We start from the raw sequence: 14,659 nt of genomic DNA on the forward strand, positions 1-14,659 counted from the left end.
AAAGGTGGTGACAACCACATGCAGGTTAGTGTTCGCGACAACAACGTCGATCAGGCCCTCCGGGCTCTGAAGAAAAAGCTCCAGCGCGAAGGCGTTTTCCGTGAAATGAAGCTCAAGCAACATTTCGAGAAACCGTCCGAGAAAAAAGCGCGCGAGAAAGCTGAAGCGATCCGCCGTGCCCGTAAACTGGCACGCAAAAAAGCGCAACGCGAAGGTATGATGTAAATCATCCCCGCGACACGCGACAGATATAGAACCCCCGGTGCCCATGGCAGCGGGGGTTTTGTTTTGTGGGGGAGCGCAGCGGAGCCGGGCGGCGCCAGACCGCGGGAAGGCGCTCGAAATCCCTTCGATTGGGCAGTTTATGGTAGCTGCGCTTGAGAAATACTTCAGGACGGCACGACCTCAGCAAAAGCGCCAGCCCGTCCGGGCGGTCTGGCGCTGCCCGGCGGCCTTCGGCCTTGATTCCGGGCTTTCCAACTACACCGGCAGCGCGGTGGTCTTGCACACCGTCCTGAGCGCAAAACTCGACTGCATCTGTGCCACCCCCGGCAGCCGCGCCAAATGCTGGCGGTGAATACGGGCGAAATCTTCGGTATTTTCGGCCACGATCTTCAACAGGTAATCCGCCGTCCCGGCCATCAGGTGACACTCCAACACATCGGGAATGCGCGAGACCGACTTCTCGAAGGCCTCCAACACCTCTTCGGCCTGCGCCTGTAGAGTGATCTCCACAAAGACCGTCGTCGGCATATCCAGCTTGCGCGGGTCCAAAAGGGCCACATAATCGCGGATATACCCTTCCTTCTCCAACCGCTGTACACGGCGATGACAGGCCGAGGGTGACAGATGCACCACCTCTGACAGTTCGGCATTGGACATCCGCCCATTGCGCTGCAAAGCCCGCAAAACACGCCGATCAATCTCATCCAAGCCCATATGCGCAATACTTTCGCGTGAGGAAGCAATCCAGCGCGATTATATTCGAAGGATGCGCCCCTTGGCGACCCCAATTTCGCAGCGATATGCACGGCAGATATGATAGCCCTGTCCCACTACGGAGGAGGAGGAACCCCCATGAAAATCGGATGCCCGACAGAAATCAAACCGCAGGAATTCCGCGTCGGCCTGACGCCCAATGCCGCACAAGAAGCCATCGCCCATGGGCATGAGGTTATCGTGCAGGCGGGGGCCGGGGTCGGCGCGGGCTTCGAAGATGCGGATTACACCGCCGCCGGGGCGCGCATCATCGACACGGCCGAGGAGATCTTTGCCACAGCCGACATGATCGTCAAGGTGAAGGAGCCGCAGGCGGGCGAACGCAAGATGCTGCGCGAAGGGCAATTGCTCTTTACCTATCTGCACCTCGCGCCCGACCCGGATCAAACCCACGACCTGCTGGCCTCGGGCTGTACGGCGATTGCCTATGAAACCGTGACCGACCGCAATGGCGGCCTGCCCCTGCTGGCCCCAATGTCCGAGGTCGCGGGCCGTCTGGCCCCGCAGGTCGGCGCATGGACGCTGCAAAAGGCCAATGGCGGGCGCGGCGTGCTGATGGGCGGCGTGCCCGGTGTCGGCCCGGCTAAGGTCATGGTCATCGGCGGCGGCGTCGTCGGCACCCATGCGGCCCGCATCGCCGCGGGCATGGGCGCGGATGTGACCGTGCTCGACCGCTCCTTGCCCCGGATGCGCTATCTCGATGACATCTATGGCGGCACCTTCAAAACCGCCTATGCCAGCGCGGGCAACACCATCGAACTGGCGCGTGAGGCCGATATGATCATCGGCGCGGTGCTGATCCCCGGGGCCGCGGCCCCCAAACTGATCAGCCGCGCGCAACTGTCGGAACTCAAACCCGGCGCGGCGCTGGTTGACGTGGCCATCGACCAAGGCGGCTGCTTCGAGACTTCCAAGGCGACGACGCACCAAGACCCGGTTTATGAGGTCGACGGCATCATGCACTACTGCGTGGCCAATATGCCCGGCGCCGTGGCGCGCACCTCGACCATCGCGCTTGGCAACGCCACCATGCCCTTCATGCTGGCACTGGCCGACAAGGGCTGGAAACAGGCCTGCGCGGATGACCCGCACCTCAAGGCCGGGCTGAACGTCCACGCGGGCAAGCTGACCTATGCCGCCGTGGGCGAAGCGCTTGGGATCGACAGCATCACCGCGGATCAGGCCATCGCGGGCTGAACGTCAGCGGCCAAACAAAAGGCCCGCCAGATTGGCGGGCCTTTCCATTTCGAAAGCAGCGCTCAGCGCGCCTTCAAAGCGTCTCGAATTTCCAGCAATACATCGAGCTGCGATGGGCCGGTCTTGACCTCTGGTGCCACCTCATCCGGCTTTTCCGCTGCCGCCTTCACCCGGTTCACCATCTTCACCAAGATGAAGACCACGAAGGCGATGATGAAAAAGTTGATCACGGCCATCAGGAACGAGCCATAGGCAAAGACCGACGCCCCCGCCTCCCGCGCCTGCTCTAGCGAAGCGGTCGCAGGCACATCGCCCGACAGCACGGCATAGTTATTGGTGAAATCCACCCCGCCGGTGAAAAGCCCGATGATCGGGTTGATCAGATCGGCCACCAGTGACGACACGATCGCTGTGAAGGCCGCGCCGATGATGATACCAACGGCCATGTCCATGACATTCCCCTTGGCGATGAAATCCTTGAATTCTTGAATCACAGTTCTGTCCCTATTCTAAGGCGCGCCGATAACCCCGCCATCACGGTCGATAGTGCGGACTGGCACATAGAACGGTCAATAAAGTTTTACGGTAAATCGCGCGTTTTACGGCCCGCGCCCGTTCAATCCCGAAAACAGACCCGCAAAAGCGCGCCCTCGGGGCTGAAATCGGTCGTCAGACGCCCGTTCAACTGCTCGGCTGCCGTGGCCATCAACATCCGCCCCAGCCCCGTGCTATCGGCCCCCGAGACGGCACTGGCATGGCCGCAGCCATTGTCGCGGCATTCCAGAAGCCAGCCCTCGGCCCCCTCCTGCCGCCGTAGGGAGATTCTGATCTCCCCCGCCCGGTCCCCGGCAAAGGCGTGTTTGATCGAATTGGCCACGAATTCGCTCACGATCATGCCGAGCGCCGAGGCCTGCACGGCCTGCAACTCGCCCGGCTCAGCCGCGCAAAAGATGGTCACGTGGTCCGGCGCGCTGGCAGCGAGGAGCTTGTTCAGCTGTTCGAGGTAGGAGGTGGTTTGCACCTTGCTTCGGCCACCCTGCCCCATCAACTCGCTGTGCAGCGATGCCACCGCGCCGAAACGGCGCTCGACAAGGGCAAGCACATCCTTGGCGTCGGGGTCTTGCACCTTGCGTGTCGCCATGCGCAGCAATGAGGCGATGGTCTGGAACGAGTTCTTAACCCGGTGGTCCATCTCGGCGCGCAGCGCCGCTTCGATGCGGATTTTCTTGCGCAGTTCCAACTGCATCATCACATGGCGCGACAGGGTTTGCAGCGCTTGGCGTTGGAAATCATTCAGGGTCCGCGGCTTGGTATCCAGCACGCAAAGCGTGCCAATCGGCTGGCCGTTCGGCGCGACAAGATTGGCACCGGCATAGAATTTCACCCGAGGGTCGCCAACATAAAGCGGATTGTCCGAGGTGCGCGGATCCGCCCCCATATCCGCGATCTCAGTATAGCCCTCGTCGAGAATGGCATGAGAGCAGACCGATTGATCAAGGGCCGTCTCATGCGGCTCGAACCCGACGCGCGCCTTGAACCATTGGCGCTTTTCATCAACCAGACTGATCAGAGAGACGGGCGTTTCGCAGATTTTGGACGCAAGCTCGACGATATCGTCGAAATCCGCTTCGGCTTCGGTATCAAGAACATCATAGGAATAGAGCGTCTCTAGACGCTCGTCCTGCTCTGCGGGCGTGTCGGCTAAAATGGACCTTCTCCTTCCAAAGTTAACCCGCCGCGCGACTATGGCACGACAGCGGGGGACGGATATGGCCTGCCTTTCGGGGGGCAGATCACGGCTGATGAACCTCCAGCTAGTGAAGGTTTAGTCCGCAAAGCAGCGGCGTCCAGCACGCTACCGAATCGATTCGCGCTTAAACCCTTGATAGATGTTAAATTTTAACGCGGCTAGCCCCGCTGCCGCGTCACCCCGGCAGCGTACCGGTCAAGACATAGCGCAGAATCTCCACCACTTGCGCAGGCTCGGAGGCCACGGCGAGCGCCGCGGCATCGACCTCTTTCAGCGCGTGGGCGTGGTCGGGGCCGTGCAGGATGATCAGCGATTTACCAAGTGCTGCGGCATAGCCCGCGTCGAAGGCCGCGTTCCACTGCTTGTACTGGTCACCAAAACGCACCACGACGACATCCGCCTCGGCAATCGCCTTGCGGGTGCGGATCGCGTTGATCTGTGCGCCCTTACGGTCGTGCCAGAACTTGTCGTCCTCCGCGCCGAGGATCGCCACGCCGCAATCGTCGCTGGCGGCGTGGTCGGTGACGGGCGCGGTAAATGTCACCTCAAGGCTACGCGCCCCCTCGGTGATCTGTTCGCGCCAATCGGTGTGGATTTCACCGGAGAGATAGACTTTCATCGCTTCCGTCCTTCCTTGGTTCAGCCGCGCAGCACGCCGCCGGTGGCCTTGGTCACCTTCTCGACCACCTTAGCACCCACCGCTTCGATGTCTGCGTCTTTCAGCGTCTTGTCGCTGGGTTGCAGGCGCACGGTGATGGCGAGGGATTTCTTGCCTTCGCCAAGGCTGCCGCCGATGAACTCGTCGAAAACGCGCACATCTTCGATCAGGGTCTTGTCGGCACCCTTGGCGGCATTGACCAGCGCCAGTGCTTCCACATCGGCATCGACGACAAAGGCGAAGTCACGCTCGACCGCCTGCAGGTCGCTGATCTGAAGCGCGGGGCGAGTGGCGCCGGATTTGCGCGGCAGCGGCACTTCGGCGGGGTAGAGGGTGAAGGCCATCGCCGGGCCTTTCACGTCCATCGCCGCCAGCACCCGCGGGTGCACTTCGCCAAAGACACCGAGCACCTTCTTGGGGCCGAGGCAGATCTTGCCGTGACGGCCCGGATGCCACCACTCATCAGCGCCGCGCAGGATCTGCACCTTGGCGGGCGCGCCGATGGCGGCCAGCACCGCCTCGGCATCGGCCTTCACGTCATAGACATCCACCGCACGCGCGGCGCCATGCACGTCGCGTGGGCCGGTGCGGCCAACCAGAAGACCGGAGACCATGACCTGCTCCTCGCCCGGCTCGCCGCCGGAGAAGGCAGGGCCAACCTCGAAAAGCGCCATGTCGGCAAAGCCGCGCGCCTGATTGCGGGCGGCAGCTTGCAGCAGGCCGGGCAGCAGGTCGGGCCGCATGTGGCTCATGTCCGAGGAGATCGGGTTCTCCAGCCGCGTCGCATCGGTGCCACCGCCGAACAGCGCCGCCGAGGCTTGGTCGATGAAGCTGTAGCTCACGCATTCGTTGTAGCCGAGCGCTGCGGCGGTGCGCCGGGCGGTCACCACGCGGCGCTGCATGGGCGAGAGCACCGGGCGCGGCACGCCCGTGGTCAGACGCGGCAGCGGCTTGCCTTCGAGCTGCGTCAACGAAGCGATGCGCGCGACTTCCTCGACCAGATCGGCCTCGCCCTGCACGTCCGGGCGCCAGCTCGGCACCTGTGCCATGTCACCGTCGAGCTGGAAGCCGAGCGCGGTCAGCGTCTCGCGCTGGTCGCTTTCGGGGATCGTCATGCCGACGAGCGACTGCACCCGCGCGGCATCAAGCTTGTAGGCGCGCGACGTGTCCGGCACCTGCCCCGCGACCACGACCTCGGAGGCCTCGCCGCCGGCGTGATCGAGGATCATATGCGTGGCAAGCTCCAGCCCCTCGGGCGTGAAAGCCGGATCAACCCCGCGCTCGAAACGGTAGCGCGCGTCCGAGTTGATCTTCAGCGCGCGGCCCGTGTAGGCGATCTGAACCGGGTCCCAATAGGCGCTCTCGACAAAGACGTTCACCGTCTCTTCGGTCACGCCGGTGGCCTCGCCGCCCATGATGCCTGCGATGCTTTCCACGCCGCTGTCGTCGGAGATGACCATCTGGCCTTCCTGCAGGGTGTAGCTCTTCTCGTCGAGCGCCGCGATCTCCTCGCCGCCCTTGGCGCGGTGTACCCGCAGGTTGCCCGCGACCTTGTCGGCGTCGAAGACATGCAGCGGGCGGTTGCGGTCGAAGGTGAAGAAGTTGGTCACGTCCACGAGGAACGAAATCGGGCGCAGCCCGATGGCGCGGAGCCGGTCCTGCAGCCACTTCGGGCTGGGGCCGTTCTTCACGCCTTTGATCAAGCGGCCATAGAACACCGGGCAGCCGTCAAGCGTATCCTCGTCGATGCTGACGGAGATCGGCGAGGCAAAGCTGCCCTCGACCGCATCGCAATCGCGCGGCTTGAGCTTGCCCAGACCCCGCGCGGCGAGGTCACGCGCAATGCCGCGCACGCCAAGCGCATCGGGGCGGTTCGGAGTGATGGCGATCTCGATCACCGGGTCGACTTTGGCGGGATCGTTCTCGGCCAGCCAGTCGATGAAACGGTCACCGGGCTTGCCCGAGGGCAGCTCGATGATGCCGTCATGTTCCTCGCTGAGTTCCATCTCGCGCTCGGAGGCCATCATGCCGAAGCTCTCCACGCCGCGGATCTTGCCGACGCCGATGGTCGTGTCGATGCCCGGCACATAGACGCCCGGCTTGGCCACGACGACGGTGATGCCGCGCGGGCATTGGGCGCGCCACAGATGATCTGCATGACGCCTTCGTCGGTTTCCACCTGACAGACGTTCAGCCGGTCGGCATCGGGATGTTTCTCGGCCGATTGCACATAGCCGAGGGTGAAGTCGGCAAGCTTCGCCGCCGGGTTCTCGACGCCTTCGACTTCGAGGCCAAGGTCGGTCAGGGCATAGGTGATCTCATCAATCGACGCCGTGGTGTCGAGATGGTCCTTGAGCCAGGAGAGGGTGAATTTCATTTATTTAGTTCCTCAACATCGGTGAGATTGCCGTTGATGCCCGTACCTTGAACAATGTCTTTTCTCATTTCCTTTATCAGCTCCCTACGTGCTTCTCTAAAAGGAATACTCATAGCCATAAAAGCGTCGTACTCCTCCTGCGTGGGCGTTCGACCGAGTTTGTGTAGATGTTGAACCCGCTTACCATTCTGCCAATAGTGGTCGCCGATGTTCGAGTTGAGAAGCTTAAGTGACGCAACCGCGACGTCATCTGGTGCCATTAGGGCCACCTGATCTTGAAAAGGCGATAATTTTTCCATTAGCGCCAAACCAGCAGAAGCTGGATCATCATAGTCTGCGCTCTTATGCTCCTGAAGAACAGCGAGGTATTTCCGATATACAGTAAGACGCTCTCTCCGCAACTCATCTGCCCGCTGTTGAGACGCCTTAATGAAGAAAAGCCATATACCACCGGCGAGTGCTACAAATGGCGAAACTAGTGTAGCAGCAAATCTTGCCCAATCGATAATTTGGAAAACTTCACCGGTCTCATTCACCTACTCAACCCACCATGCAAATTCGGCTGATCCAAGCTCGCAAACCCATAGTGCCGCAGCCAGCGCAGGTCTGAATCAAAGAATGCCCGCAAGTCCGGAATACCGTATTTCAGCATCGCGATCCGGTCGATCCCCATGCCAAAGGCAAAGCCCTGCCATTTCTCGGGGTCGATCCCGCCGGCGGAGAGCACCTTGGGGTGCACCATGCCGGAGCCGAGCACCTCCATCCAGCCGTCACCCTCGCCGATGCGCAGCTGGCCGTCGACCCAGGAACATTGGATGTCGACCTCGGCCGAAGGCTCGGTGAAGGGGAAATGCGAGGCGCGGAAGCGGGTCTTGATGCCGTCGATTTCGAAGAAGGCCGAGAAGAACTCCTCCAGCACCCATTTCAGGTTCGCCATCGACAGGTCCTTGTCGATCGCCAGACCTTCGACCTGATGGAACATCGGCGTGTGGGTCTGGTCATAGTCCGCGCGGTAGACGCCGCCGGGGCAGATGATGCGCAAAGGCGCGCCCTCGGCCTCCATGGTGCGGATCTGCACCGGGGAGGTATGGGTGCGCAGCACATGGGGCGCGCGTTCGTCCCCCTCGGCCCGGTGCATATAGAAGGTGTCCATTTCGGCCCGCGCGGGGTGGTGGCCGGGGATGTTTAGCGCGTCGAAGTTGTACCAATCGGTGTCGATGCGCGGGCCTTCGGCAACGGCAAAACCCATCTCGGCGAAGATCGCGGTCAGCTCTTCGGTGACTTGGCTCACCGGGTGGATGCTGCCTTGACGCTGGTGCCGCGTGGGCAGGGTCACGTCGAGCCATTCGCTGCGCAGGCGCTCGTCCAGCGCGGCATCGGCAAGGGCCGCCTTCTTGGCCGAGAGCGCCGAGTTGATCTCATCCTTCAGCGCGTTCAGCGCGGGGCCCGCGACCTGACGCTCCTCGGGGGTCATCTTGCCCAGCTCGCGCATTTTCAGCGCGACTTCGCCCTTTTTGCCCACGGCGGCCAGCCGGATGTCTTCCAGCGCGGATTCGTCGCCAGCATCGGCGATTTGGCTCAGGTACTTTTGCTTCAGATCGTCCATGACAGGCCCTTGGAATAATACCCCGTCCTGCTAGCCCTCTCGCCCCTCGAATGCAAGCCGTAGGGGTTGTGGCGCCACGGGGGAACCACCACCTCTGCAAAGCGTTAGGCCGCATCCCCTCGGCGCGCCCTGCTTCAGCGGCGCGCCCAACCTCCCCCGAAAGGACAGACTGATGAAAATTCTGATGGTTCTGACATCGCATGATGAATTGGGCGACACCGGCAACAAGACCGGCTTTTGGCTCGAAGAATTCGCCGCCCCCTATTACGTTTTCAAGGACGCGGGCGCGGATGTGACCCTTGCCTCGCCCAAGGGCGGGCAGCCGCCGCTCGACCCCAATAGCGACAGCGAAGACGCGCAGACCGACGCCACCCGCCGGTTCAAGGGCGATGACGCCGCGCAGCAGGCACTGGCCTCGACCAAAGTGCTGGGCGATGTGGACGCGGATGGTTTCGATGCGATCTTCTACCCCGGCGGCCACGGCCCCCTGTGGGATCTGGCCAATGACGCCGACAGCAAGCGCCTGATCGAAACCTTCTGGGCCTCCGAGCGCCCCGTGGGGGCCGTCTGCCACGCGCCTGCTGTGTTCAAGGACACCCAAGCCAACGGCAAGCCGCTGGTTTCGGGCAAACGCGTGACCGGCTTTACCAACACCGAGGAAGAAGGCGTTGGCCTGACCGAGGTGGTGCCCTTCTTGGTCGAAGACATGCTGAAGGAAAACGGCGGCGACTACAGCAAGGGCGACGATTGGGCGTCCTATGTGCTGGTCGACGGCAAGCTGGTCACCGGCCAGAACCCCGCCTCTTCCGAGGAAGCGGCGAAAGAGATGCTGGCGCTCTTGAAGTGACGGCAGGTGGGGGGCGCAAGACCGCGCCCCCTCTCCCCCATGGGAGGAACCGCCACAGGGCGCGCCGTGTTTTGCCCGTGAAAGGAGCCTCCGAGATGGCAGATTATGACCGCAGCACCGGCGCCCCATGGAGCGCCGAAGACCTCGAACAGCTTCGCATTCTTGCAGCAGAGGGCACGGCGACCAGCGTGATCGCGGTGCAACTGAACCGCAGCGAAGAGGCGATTGCGCATCGCGCCTCACAGGATGGGATCAACCTGACCGCCGCCAGCCACAATCCCTATGACCCCGACAGCCTAAACCGATAGCAGGGCGCGCCCGTTTTTCTTGTGCTTTGCAATCAACCGCTTTTGCACGGGGCCCGCTGGGATCTGATGCGCGGGGGTGCCGAAGCCGTCACCCTCAACCAAAGCGGGGAAGAGCGTCGCGAACTCCTCGCGCTGCGCCTGACCGAGGGTTTTCACCGTTTCGGCATTCAGCAAAAAGCTCTCGCTCGGCGCGCCTTCGGCATAGACGATCTGATGCTTTTCAAAGACCAAGTGGAAATACTCCACCTGTGAGATGCCCTCATCCACATGCACCCCCGGCAGTTCGGTCAACCGGATCGCGGCGACGAGCACAGCCATCGCGCCGCAGATCCGCTTGACGATGCCTGAACGCGCGACCATGCGATGCTGTCTTGAGACCATGAGGTCACGCTTCGGCAGCCCCGCGCCCAAGGCTCCGGCACTGATCCGAATGGGGTAGAGCTTGGGGTTCTTCGCCAACTCCCCCACCCCGACCCTGCGGCGCAGCGCCGCGACAAGCTCCTGATAGCCGTGGCCTTGGGTCAGCACACGCACGCCGGGGGCCAAAGCCTCAACCGGGAGATCGCCCGCTTCGGTGGTGATCAGCGTGCCGCGCGCGAAACAGGCCACGCCGGTCGAGACCAGATCGCCCTCCTCGCGCATCGTGTCGATGTCGGATTTCCACGCCAGATTCCCCAATAACCCGCCCTCGGGCAGGTCTGAGAAATCGACTGTCATGGTGGTGAACAAATCCCCCGCAGCCGGGCTGCCTGCCAGATTGACGATGCCGGAATAGGTCACCTCAAGATCACCGGCCAAGTCCCGCGAACCGGACTCCACGCGGAAGGGAAACCCCTCAAGCGAAGTGGGGGTCGAGCCGCCATTGGGGTCATCGTCCGCCGTGGTGGTGGTGTCGAAAACGGAACTGGCGGGCTGAAGGTCGATCTCCATTGTGGCGAGCGGCTTGGTCGTCTCAAGATGGTGCCAGTCATAGCCGAAGGACATCTGCGTATCCTCGCCCACCGCCGCGCCATTCGTATAGGGATCTGTTGCGTGCCACGTCAGCGTCTCGACCGAGCCATCGGCATAGGTCAGCGTGATCCGCGCGCCCTCCAGATCGACGCCGCGCGAACTGGTATCGTCGCGAATGCCGTAGACCGTCTCATGGGGGTCTTCGTCCAACCTATTGATTACAATTCCGGGCATAAACGTCCCCACCTTTTACAAATAACTTGCCGACAAACAGCGCCAATTGCTGCGGCACCGGTGCAGATAGGCTGCACAGTGACCTGTCGTTGGGGCAGATTGTCCATGGGGGTGAGGAGCAGGCAAGGCCGTGGCAAGGGATTATCGGGGCAAGATTATGGCAAGGCCCTTGCGCCCGCCCCGAAACGCAGATCCCCCAAACGCAAAAAGCCCCGCCATCCGGCAGGGCTTTCGCACATTCAAAGCAATCTTGGCTTAGGCCGCCAGCGCGTCCTGCGCTTGCTTGACGATCGCACCGAAGGCTTCGGGCTCGTGCACGGCCAGATCGGCCAGAACCTTGCGGTCCACTTCGATGCCGGCCAGCGTCAGACCGTTGATGAAGCGGCTGTATGTCAGCGCCTCGTCGTGGCTGCGCACGGCGGCGTTGATCCGCTGGATCCACAGGGCGCGGAAGTTGCGCTTGCGGTTCTTGCGGTCACGCGTTGCATATTGGTTGGCCTTGTCGACCGCCTGCGTGGCGACCTTGAAGACGTTCTTGCGGCGACCATAGTAGCCTTTTGCGGCTTTGATGATCTTCTTGTGACGCGCGTGGGTGACTGTACCACCTTTAACTCGGGACATCTCGGCTCTCCTTAATCAGCGGGCGTAGGGCATGAAGCCCTTGACGATCTTTGCATCGGCTTCCGACAGGGTTGTCGTGCCGCGTGCGTTACGGATGAACTTGTTGGTCCGCTTGATCATGCCGTGCTGTTTGCCGGCTTGGCTGGCGATGACCTTGCCGGTCGCCGAGACCTTGAAGCGCTTCTTGGCGCTCGATTTCGTCTTCATCTTGGGCATTTCCGTCTCCGTCTTTTGAGTTCGGTATAAACACGACTCGGCATGCCACTTGAGGCCGGTCGTGCAGGCTAAGATGCGCCGTATAGGCGCGGTCGGTCAGGGATGCAAGAGGTTTCGCGCAGCCCCTCAGGGCAAGAAGTCCGCCGCGACCGAGACGAAGACCTCCGGCAGGTTCTCAAAGGAATAGCGCCCCGGGTTTTCGCGCAGCGCAAAGACGATCAGCCCGCCCGCGATCAAGATCGTGATGGCCGAGGCGCGCGGCGACCGACGGTCGGTCACCGCGGACAGGATCGAGGGGATCGACAGCACCGCCAGAACGATGCCCACCACCATTGCCAAATCAGAGTCCACGCAACATCCCCCTATCTGAGGAAAGGCTACTCTGGATCGGAGGCGTAAATCAAACGTTCGTCACAGGGCGCGACGCGCAGAATATTGGTGCTGCCCGGCACGTTGAAGGGCACACCGGCGGTGACGACGATATGATCCTCCGGTCCGGCATACCCCTCTGACAGGGCGGCCCGCGCGGCGCTCAGCACGGCCAGCTTAAACCGGTCATGCCCATCGGTGATGATGCAATTCGTGCCCCAGCTCAGCGCCAGACGGCGCGCGGTGTTGACCAGCGGCGACAGGGCGATGATCGGCACACGGGGCCGTTCGCGGGCGGTCAGCAGGGCGGTGGTGCCCGATTGGGTAAAGCAGCAGATCGCCTTGATGTCCGTCGTCTCGGCAATCTCACGCGCGGCGGCGACGATGCCATCGGCCACGGTGGTGCGATCCGCCGTACGCGAGGATTCGATGATCTGCGTATAGGTCGAATCGGCTTCGACCTCTTGAGCCACGTTGTCCATCGTTGCAACGGCCTGCAGCGGGTAATCCCCGGCGGCGGATTCGGCGCTCAGCATCACGGCGTCGGCGCCTTCGTAAATCGCGGTGGCCACGTCCGAGACTTCGGCGCGGGTCGGCATCGGGCTTTCGATCATCGATTCGAGCATCTGTGTCGCCACGATCACCGGCTTGGCCGCCGCGCGGCATTTGCGCACCAGACGTTTCTGAATCGGCGGCACATTCTGCACCGGCAGCTCCACGCCCAGATCGCCCCGTGCCACCATGATGCCGTCGCTGACATCCAAGATCGCCTCGAACCGCTCCACCGCCGCGGGCTTCTCGATCTTCGACAGCACCGCCGCCCGGCCTCTGACCAGATCGCGCGCCTCGGTCACATCCTCGGGCCGCTGAACAAAGCTGAGGGCGAGCCAGTCGACCCCCAATTCGCAGACGAACTCCAGATCGGCGCGGTCTTTCTCAGAAAGCGCGGCCAGCGGCAGCAGCACGTCGGGCACGTTCACGCCCTTGCGGTTTGAGATGACACCGCCCGTCACCACTTCGCAATCGGCGAAATCCGGGCCGCAGTCGCGCACTTTGAGGCGGATCTTGCCATCATTGATCAACAGGCTCGCGCACGGCTCAAGGGCTGCGAAAATCTCAGGATGGGGCAGGCAGACGCGGGTCGCATCGCCCGGCGTCTCGTCAAGATCAAGCCGGAAGGATGCCCCCTCTTCCAAGGTTGGCCCATCGCCCTCGAACACGCCAACGCGCAGTTTCGGCCCCTGAAGGTCCGCCAGAATGCCGATCGCGCCGCCGGTCTCTTTCTCGATATCGCGGATGATCCGGTGCTTTTCCCGGATCTCTTCGTGGCTTCCGTGGCTCATGTTCAGGCGGAAAACATCCGCCCCGGCGTTGTGCAATGCCGCGATCACCTCTCGGGTTTCAGAGGCTGGCCCAAGCGTGGCCACGATCTTTACATTGCGCAAACGTCTCATATCTGTTCCTTCGTGTCCTATGTCCCCAGAGCGAATGTTAACGATAACATCGCCTGTCCGGTGGCCTAGCGCCCCCATGAGTGCCTGTCAAAGGTTTCATCAGAATGACGGTCCATCGCGGTTCCGTCCAGTGATATGAGAAGGAAGCTGTCATGCCCAGCCAACAAGAGATCGAACTGCAAGCCGCCGCCTTTCGGCGGTTGCAGAAACACCTGATGGAAGATCGGACGGATGTGCAGAACATCGACATGATGAACCTCGCCGGTTTTTGCCGCAACTGCCTCTCGCGCTGGTATCAAGAGGCCGCCAACGAACGCGGCATCGAGATGGGCAAGGACGAGGCGCGCGAATTGTTCTACGGGATGACGATGGACGAATGGAAAGCCAACTATCAGACCGATGCGAACGACAGCCAGAAAGAGGCGTTCAAAACAGCCTTTGAAGAGAATGTCGGAAAGGGTTGAGCAACCCGCCTGAATGAACCCACAAAGCGGGCGCGCATCCCTGTGCGCCCGCCTTTGCCTCGGCCAAGCGCGCTGAAGGGCTTCGCCTAGAACTGATAGAGCACAAGCCAATCCGCTTTGAGCGCAGGCCGCGCGGTGCCTTCGATTTCTACCGTTGCGGCAAAGCGGGTCATCAGGTCACCCCGCCCGCGCCTCTGCGCCTCGGCCAGCGTGAACCGCCCCCGAATCCGCTTGCCGGAATGCACGGGCGCCACGAAGCGCACGCTGTCGAACCCGTAGTTGATCGATGCCTTCGTTCCCGTCACCACCGGCAGCGCACCGTAAGCCATGCCCGACATCATCGACAGGGTGAGCATCCCATGCGCCACGGTGCCGCCAAAATCCGTCTTGGCCGCGCGGAGCGGGTCGACATGGATGAACTGGTGATCCTCGGTCACATCGGCAAAAGCGTCGATCCGCGCCTGATCCATCATGAACCACGGCGAGACGCCCAACTCACGGCCCACGGCGGCTTCCATCTCTGCCCGGTCAATCTCTCTGCGCATCGCGGCCTCCTCTTTGCGCCAGTCTAGCCGCGCGGGCGTTCGCTGCGAAAGCCCTTGCACCCG

The 14,659-nt window shown here is 62.3% G+C and carries 18 protein-coding genes and 1 pseudogene; 6 read left to right on the plus strand and 13 right to left on the minus strand.

Annotated elements, in window-relative coordinates:
* Window positions 1-18 precede the first annotated feature (18 nt).
* Window positions 19-225, plus strand: coding sequence for a 30S ribosomal protein S21 (gene rpsU, locus FCK22_RS03350; protein WP_007118112.1), 207 nt, complete (start codon window positions 19-21; stop codon window positions 223-225).
* Between the two features lie 255 nt (window positions 226-480).
* On the opposite strand, the gene FCK22_RS03355 is transcribed toward rpsU, so the two are convergent.
* Window positions 481-939 (minus strand): Lrp/AsnC family transcriptional regulator, encoded by a 459-nt coding sequence (locus FCK22_RS03355; protein ID WP_067268556.1) that lies wholly within the window; start codon window positions 937-939, stop codon window positions 481-483.
* A gap of 138 nt (window positions 940-1,077) precedes the next feature.
* Here FCK22_RS03355 and ald point away from each other — a divergent pair, with 138 nt between their 5' ends.
* On the plus strand, window positions 1,078-2,196 hold the full coding sequence (ald, locus tag FCK22_RS03360) for an alanine dehydrogenase (RefSeq protein WP_067268554.1): 1,119 nt from the start codon (window positions 1,078-1,080) through the stop codon (window positions 2,194-2,196).
* A 62-nt stretch (window positions 2,197-2,258) separates the two neighbouring features.
* Here the strand turns inward: ald and mscL are convergent, their stop codons facing one another.
* On the minus strand, window positions 2,259-2,690 hold the full coding sequence (mscL, locus tag FCK22_RS03365) for a large conductance mechanosensitive channel protein MscL (RefSeq protein ID WP_067268553.1): 432 nt from the start codon (window positions 2,688-2,690) through the stop codon (window positions 2,259-2,261).
* A gap of 122 nt (window positions 2,691-2,812) precedes the next feature.
* On the minus strand, window positions 2,813-3,766 hold the full coding sequence (locus tag FCK22_RS03370; RefSeq protein ID WP_346348324.1) for a histidine kinase dimerization/phosphoacceptor domain -containing protein: 954 nt from the start codon (window positions 3,764-3,766) through the stop codon (window positions 2,813-2,815).
* Between FCK22_RS03370 and FCK22_RS18845 the strand changes: the two genes are divergently transcribed.
* Entirely contained in the window at window positions 3,704-3,868 is a 165-nt protein-coding gene (locus FCK22_RS18845; protein ID WP_156505690.1) for a hypothetical protein, read from the plus strand. The two genes, FCK22_RS03370 and FCK22_RS18845, sit on opposite strands and share 63 nt — an antisense overlap.
* A gap of 253 nt (window positions 3,869-4,121) precedes the next feature.
* Here FCK22_RS18845 and FCK22_RS03375 read toward each other — a convergent pair whose 3' ends face one another.
* From FCK22_RS03375 to pheS, 4 genes and pseudogenes are all read right to left on the minus strand, one after another.
* Complete coding sequence (locus FCK22_RS03375; RefSeq protein ID WP_067264490.1) at window positions 4,122-4,565, minus strand: YtoQ family protein; 444 nt, start codon at window positions 4,563-4,565, stop codon at window positions 4,122-4,124.
* Window positions 4,566-4,585: 20 nt separating this feature from the next.
* Window positions 4,586-6,981: pseudogene (gene pheT / locus FCK22_RS03380) on the minus strand (phenylalanine--tRNA ligase subunit beta).
* On the minus strand, window positions 6,978-7,517 hold the full coding sequence (locus FCK22_RS03385) for a hypothetical protein (RefSeq protein ID WP_136720221.1): 540 nt from the start codon (window positions 7,515-7,517) through the stop codon (window positions 6,978-6,980). The pseudogene pheT and the gene FCK22_RS03385 overlap by 4 nt, the downstream one beginning before the upstream one ends.
* Entirely contained in the window at window positions 7,514-8,587 is a 1,074-nt protein-coding gene (pheS, locus tag FCK22_RS03390; protein WP_067264498.1) for a phenylalanine--tRNA ligase subunit alpha, read from the minus strand. Before pheS ends, FCK22_RS03385 begins: the two co-directional genes overlap by 4 nt.
* 172 nt (window positions 8,588-8,759) lie before the next feature.
* Here pheS and FCK22_RS03395 point away from each other — a divergent pair, with 172 nt between their 5' ends.
* Window positions 8,760-9,434 carry a type 1 glutamine amidotransferase domain-containing protein gene (locus FCK22_RS03395; RefSeq protein WP_067264500.1) on the plus strand — a complete coding sequence of 225 codons (675 nt, stop codon included), beginning with the start codon at window positions 8,760-8,762 and terminating at the stop codon, window positions 9,432-9,434.
* Window positions 9,435-9,529: 95 nt separating this feature from the next.
* Entirely contained in the window at window positions 9,530-9,742 is a 213-nt protein-coding gene (locus tag FCK22_RS03400) for a hypothetical protein (RefSeq protein ID WP_067264502.1), read from the plus strand.
* Here the strand turns inward: FCK22_RS03400 and FCK22_RS03405 are convergent.
* The 5 genes from FCK22_RS03405 to pyk form a co-directional block, all read right to left on the minus strand.
* Window positions 9,731-10,927 (minus strand): Hint domain-containing protein, encoded by a 1,197-nt coding sequence (locus FCK22_RS03405; protein ID WP_082852060.1) that lies wholly within the window; start codon window positions 10,925-10,927, stop codon window positions 9,731-9,733. The two genes, FCK22_RS03400 and FCK22_RS03405, sit on opposite strands and share 12 nt — an antisense overlap.
* 255 nt (window positions 10,928-11,182) lie before the next feature.
* Window positions 11,183-11,548 carry a 50S ribosomal protein L20 gene (rplT, locus tag FCK22_RS03410; protein WP_067264504.1) on the minus strand — a complete coding sequence of 122 codons (366 nt, stop codon included), beginning with the start codon at window positions 11,546-11,548 and terminating at the stop codon, window positions 11,183-11,185.
* A 15-nt stretch (window positions 11,549-11,563) separates the two neighbouring features.
* Entirely contained in the window at window positions 11,564-11,764 is a 201-nt protein-coding gene (gene rpmI / locus FCK22_RS03415) for a 50S ribosomal protein L35 (RefSeq protein WP_067264506.1), read from the minus strand.
* A 126-nt stretch (window positions 11,765-11,890) separates the two neighbouring features.
* Entirely contained in the window at window positions 11,891-12,115 is a 225-nt protein-coding gene (locus FCK22_RS03420) for a hypothetical protein (protein ID WP_067264509.1), read from the minus strand.
* Window positions 12,116-12,141: 26 nt separating this feature from the next.
* Window positions 12,142-13,587: a pyruvate kinase gene (pyk, locus tag FCK22_RS03425; RefSeq protein ID WP_067264517.1), complete on the minus strand. Its 1,446-nt coding sequence runs from the start codon at window positions 13,585-13,587 to the stop codon at window positions 12,142-12,144.
* Between the two features lie 152 nt (window positions 13,588-13,739).
* Between pyk and FCK22_RS03430 the strand changes: the two genes are divergently transcribed.
* Entirely contained in the window at window positions 13,740-14,051 is a 312-nt protein-coding gene (locus tag FCK22_RS03430) for a DUF1244 domain-containing protein (RefSeq protein WP_067264526.1), read from the plus strand.
* An 86-nt stretch (window positions 14,052-14,137) separates the two neighbouring features.
* Here the strand turns inward: FCK22_RS03430 and FCK22_RS03435 are convergent, their stop codons facing one another.
* Window positions 14,138-14,596, minus strand: a complete 459-nt coding sequence (locus FCK22_RS03435) for a MaoC family dehydratase (protein WP_067264647.1) — start codon at window positions 14,594-14,596, stop codon at window positions 14,138-14,140.
* Window positions 14,597-14,659 lie beyond the last annotated feature (63 nt).

This window comes from Sulfitobacter sp. 15WGC, assembly GCF_005068605.1.
Classification (GTDB): domain Bacteria; phylum Pseudomonadota; class Alphaproteobacteria; order Rhodobacterales; family Rhodobacteraceae; genus Sulfitobacter; species Sulfitobacter faviae.

What these genes read in the sequence shown, in the direction of transcription:
- pyk (WP_067264517.1), bottom strand. Translation starts at nt 13,587, where the DNA reads ATGAGACGTTTGCGCAATGTAAAGATCGTGGCCACGCTTGGGCCAGCC.
- rpmI (WP_067264506.1), bottom strand. Translation starts at nt 11,764, where the DNA reads ATGCCCAAGATGAAGACGAAATCGAGCGCCAAGAAGCGCTTCAAGGTC.
- FCK22_RS03355 (WP_067268556.1), bottom strand. Translation starts at nt 939, where the DNA reads ATGGGCTTGGATGAGATTGATCGGCGTGTTTTGCGGGCTTTGCAGCGC.
- FCK22_RS03375 (WP_067264490.1), bottom strand. Translation starts at nt 4,565, where the DNA reads ATGAAAGTCTATCTCTCCGGTGAAATCCACACCGATTGGCGCGAACAG.
- rpsU (WP_007118112.1), top strand. Translation starts at nt 19, where the DNA reads ATGCAGGTTAGTGTTCGCGACAACAACGTCGATCAGGCCCTCCGGGCT.
- FCK22_RS03405 (WP_082852060.1), bottom strand. Translation starts at nt 10,927, where the DNA reads ATGCCCGGAATTGTAATCAATAGGTTGGACGAAGACCCCCATGAGACG.
- FCK22_RS18845 (WP_156505690.1), top strand. Translation starts at nt 3,704, where the DNA reads ATGCGGCTCGAACCCGACGCGCGCCTTGAACCATTGGCGCTTTTCATC.
- FCK22_RS03430 (WP_067264526.1), top strand. Translation starts at nt 13,740, where the DNA reads ATGCCCAGCCAACAAGAGATCGAACTGCAAGCCGCCGCCTTTCGGCGG.
- pheS (WP_067264498.1), bottom strand. Translation starts at nt 8,587, where the DNA reads ATGGACGATCTGAAGCAAAAGTACCTGAGCCAAATCGCCGATGCTGGC.
- rplT (WP_067264504.1), bottom strand. Translation starts at nt 11,548, where the DNA reads ATGTCCCGAGTTAAAGGTGGTACAGTCACCCACGCGCGTCACAAGAAG.
- FCK22_RS03395 (WP_067264500.1), top strand. Translation starts at nt 8,760, where the DNA reads ATGAAAATTCTGATGGTTCTGACATCGCATGATGAATTGGGCGACACC.
- FCK22_RS03435 (WP_067264647.1), bottom strand. Translation starts at nt 14,596, where the DNA reads ATGCGCAGAGAGATTGACCGGGCAGAGATGGAAGCCGCCGTGGGCCGT.
- FCK22_RS03400 (WP_067264502.1), top strand. Translation starts at nt 9,530, where the DNA reads ATGGCAGATTATGACCGCAGCACCGGCGCCCCATGGAGCGCCGAAGAC.
- ald (WP_067268554.1), top strand. Translation starts at nt 1,078, where the DNA reads ATGAAAATCGGATGCCCGACAGAAATCAAACCGCAGGAATTCCGCGTC.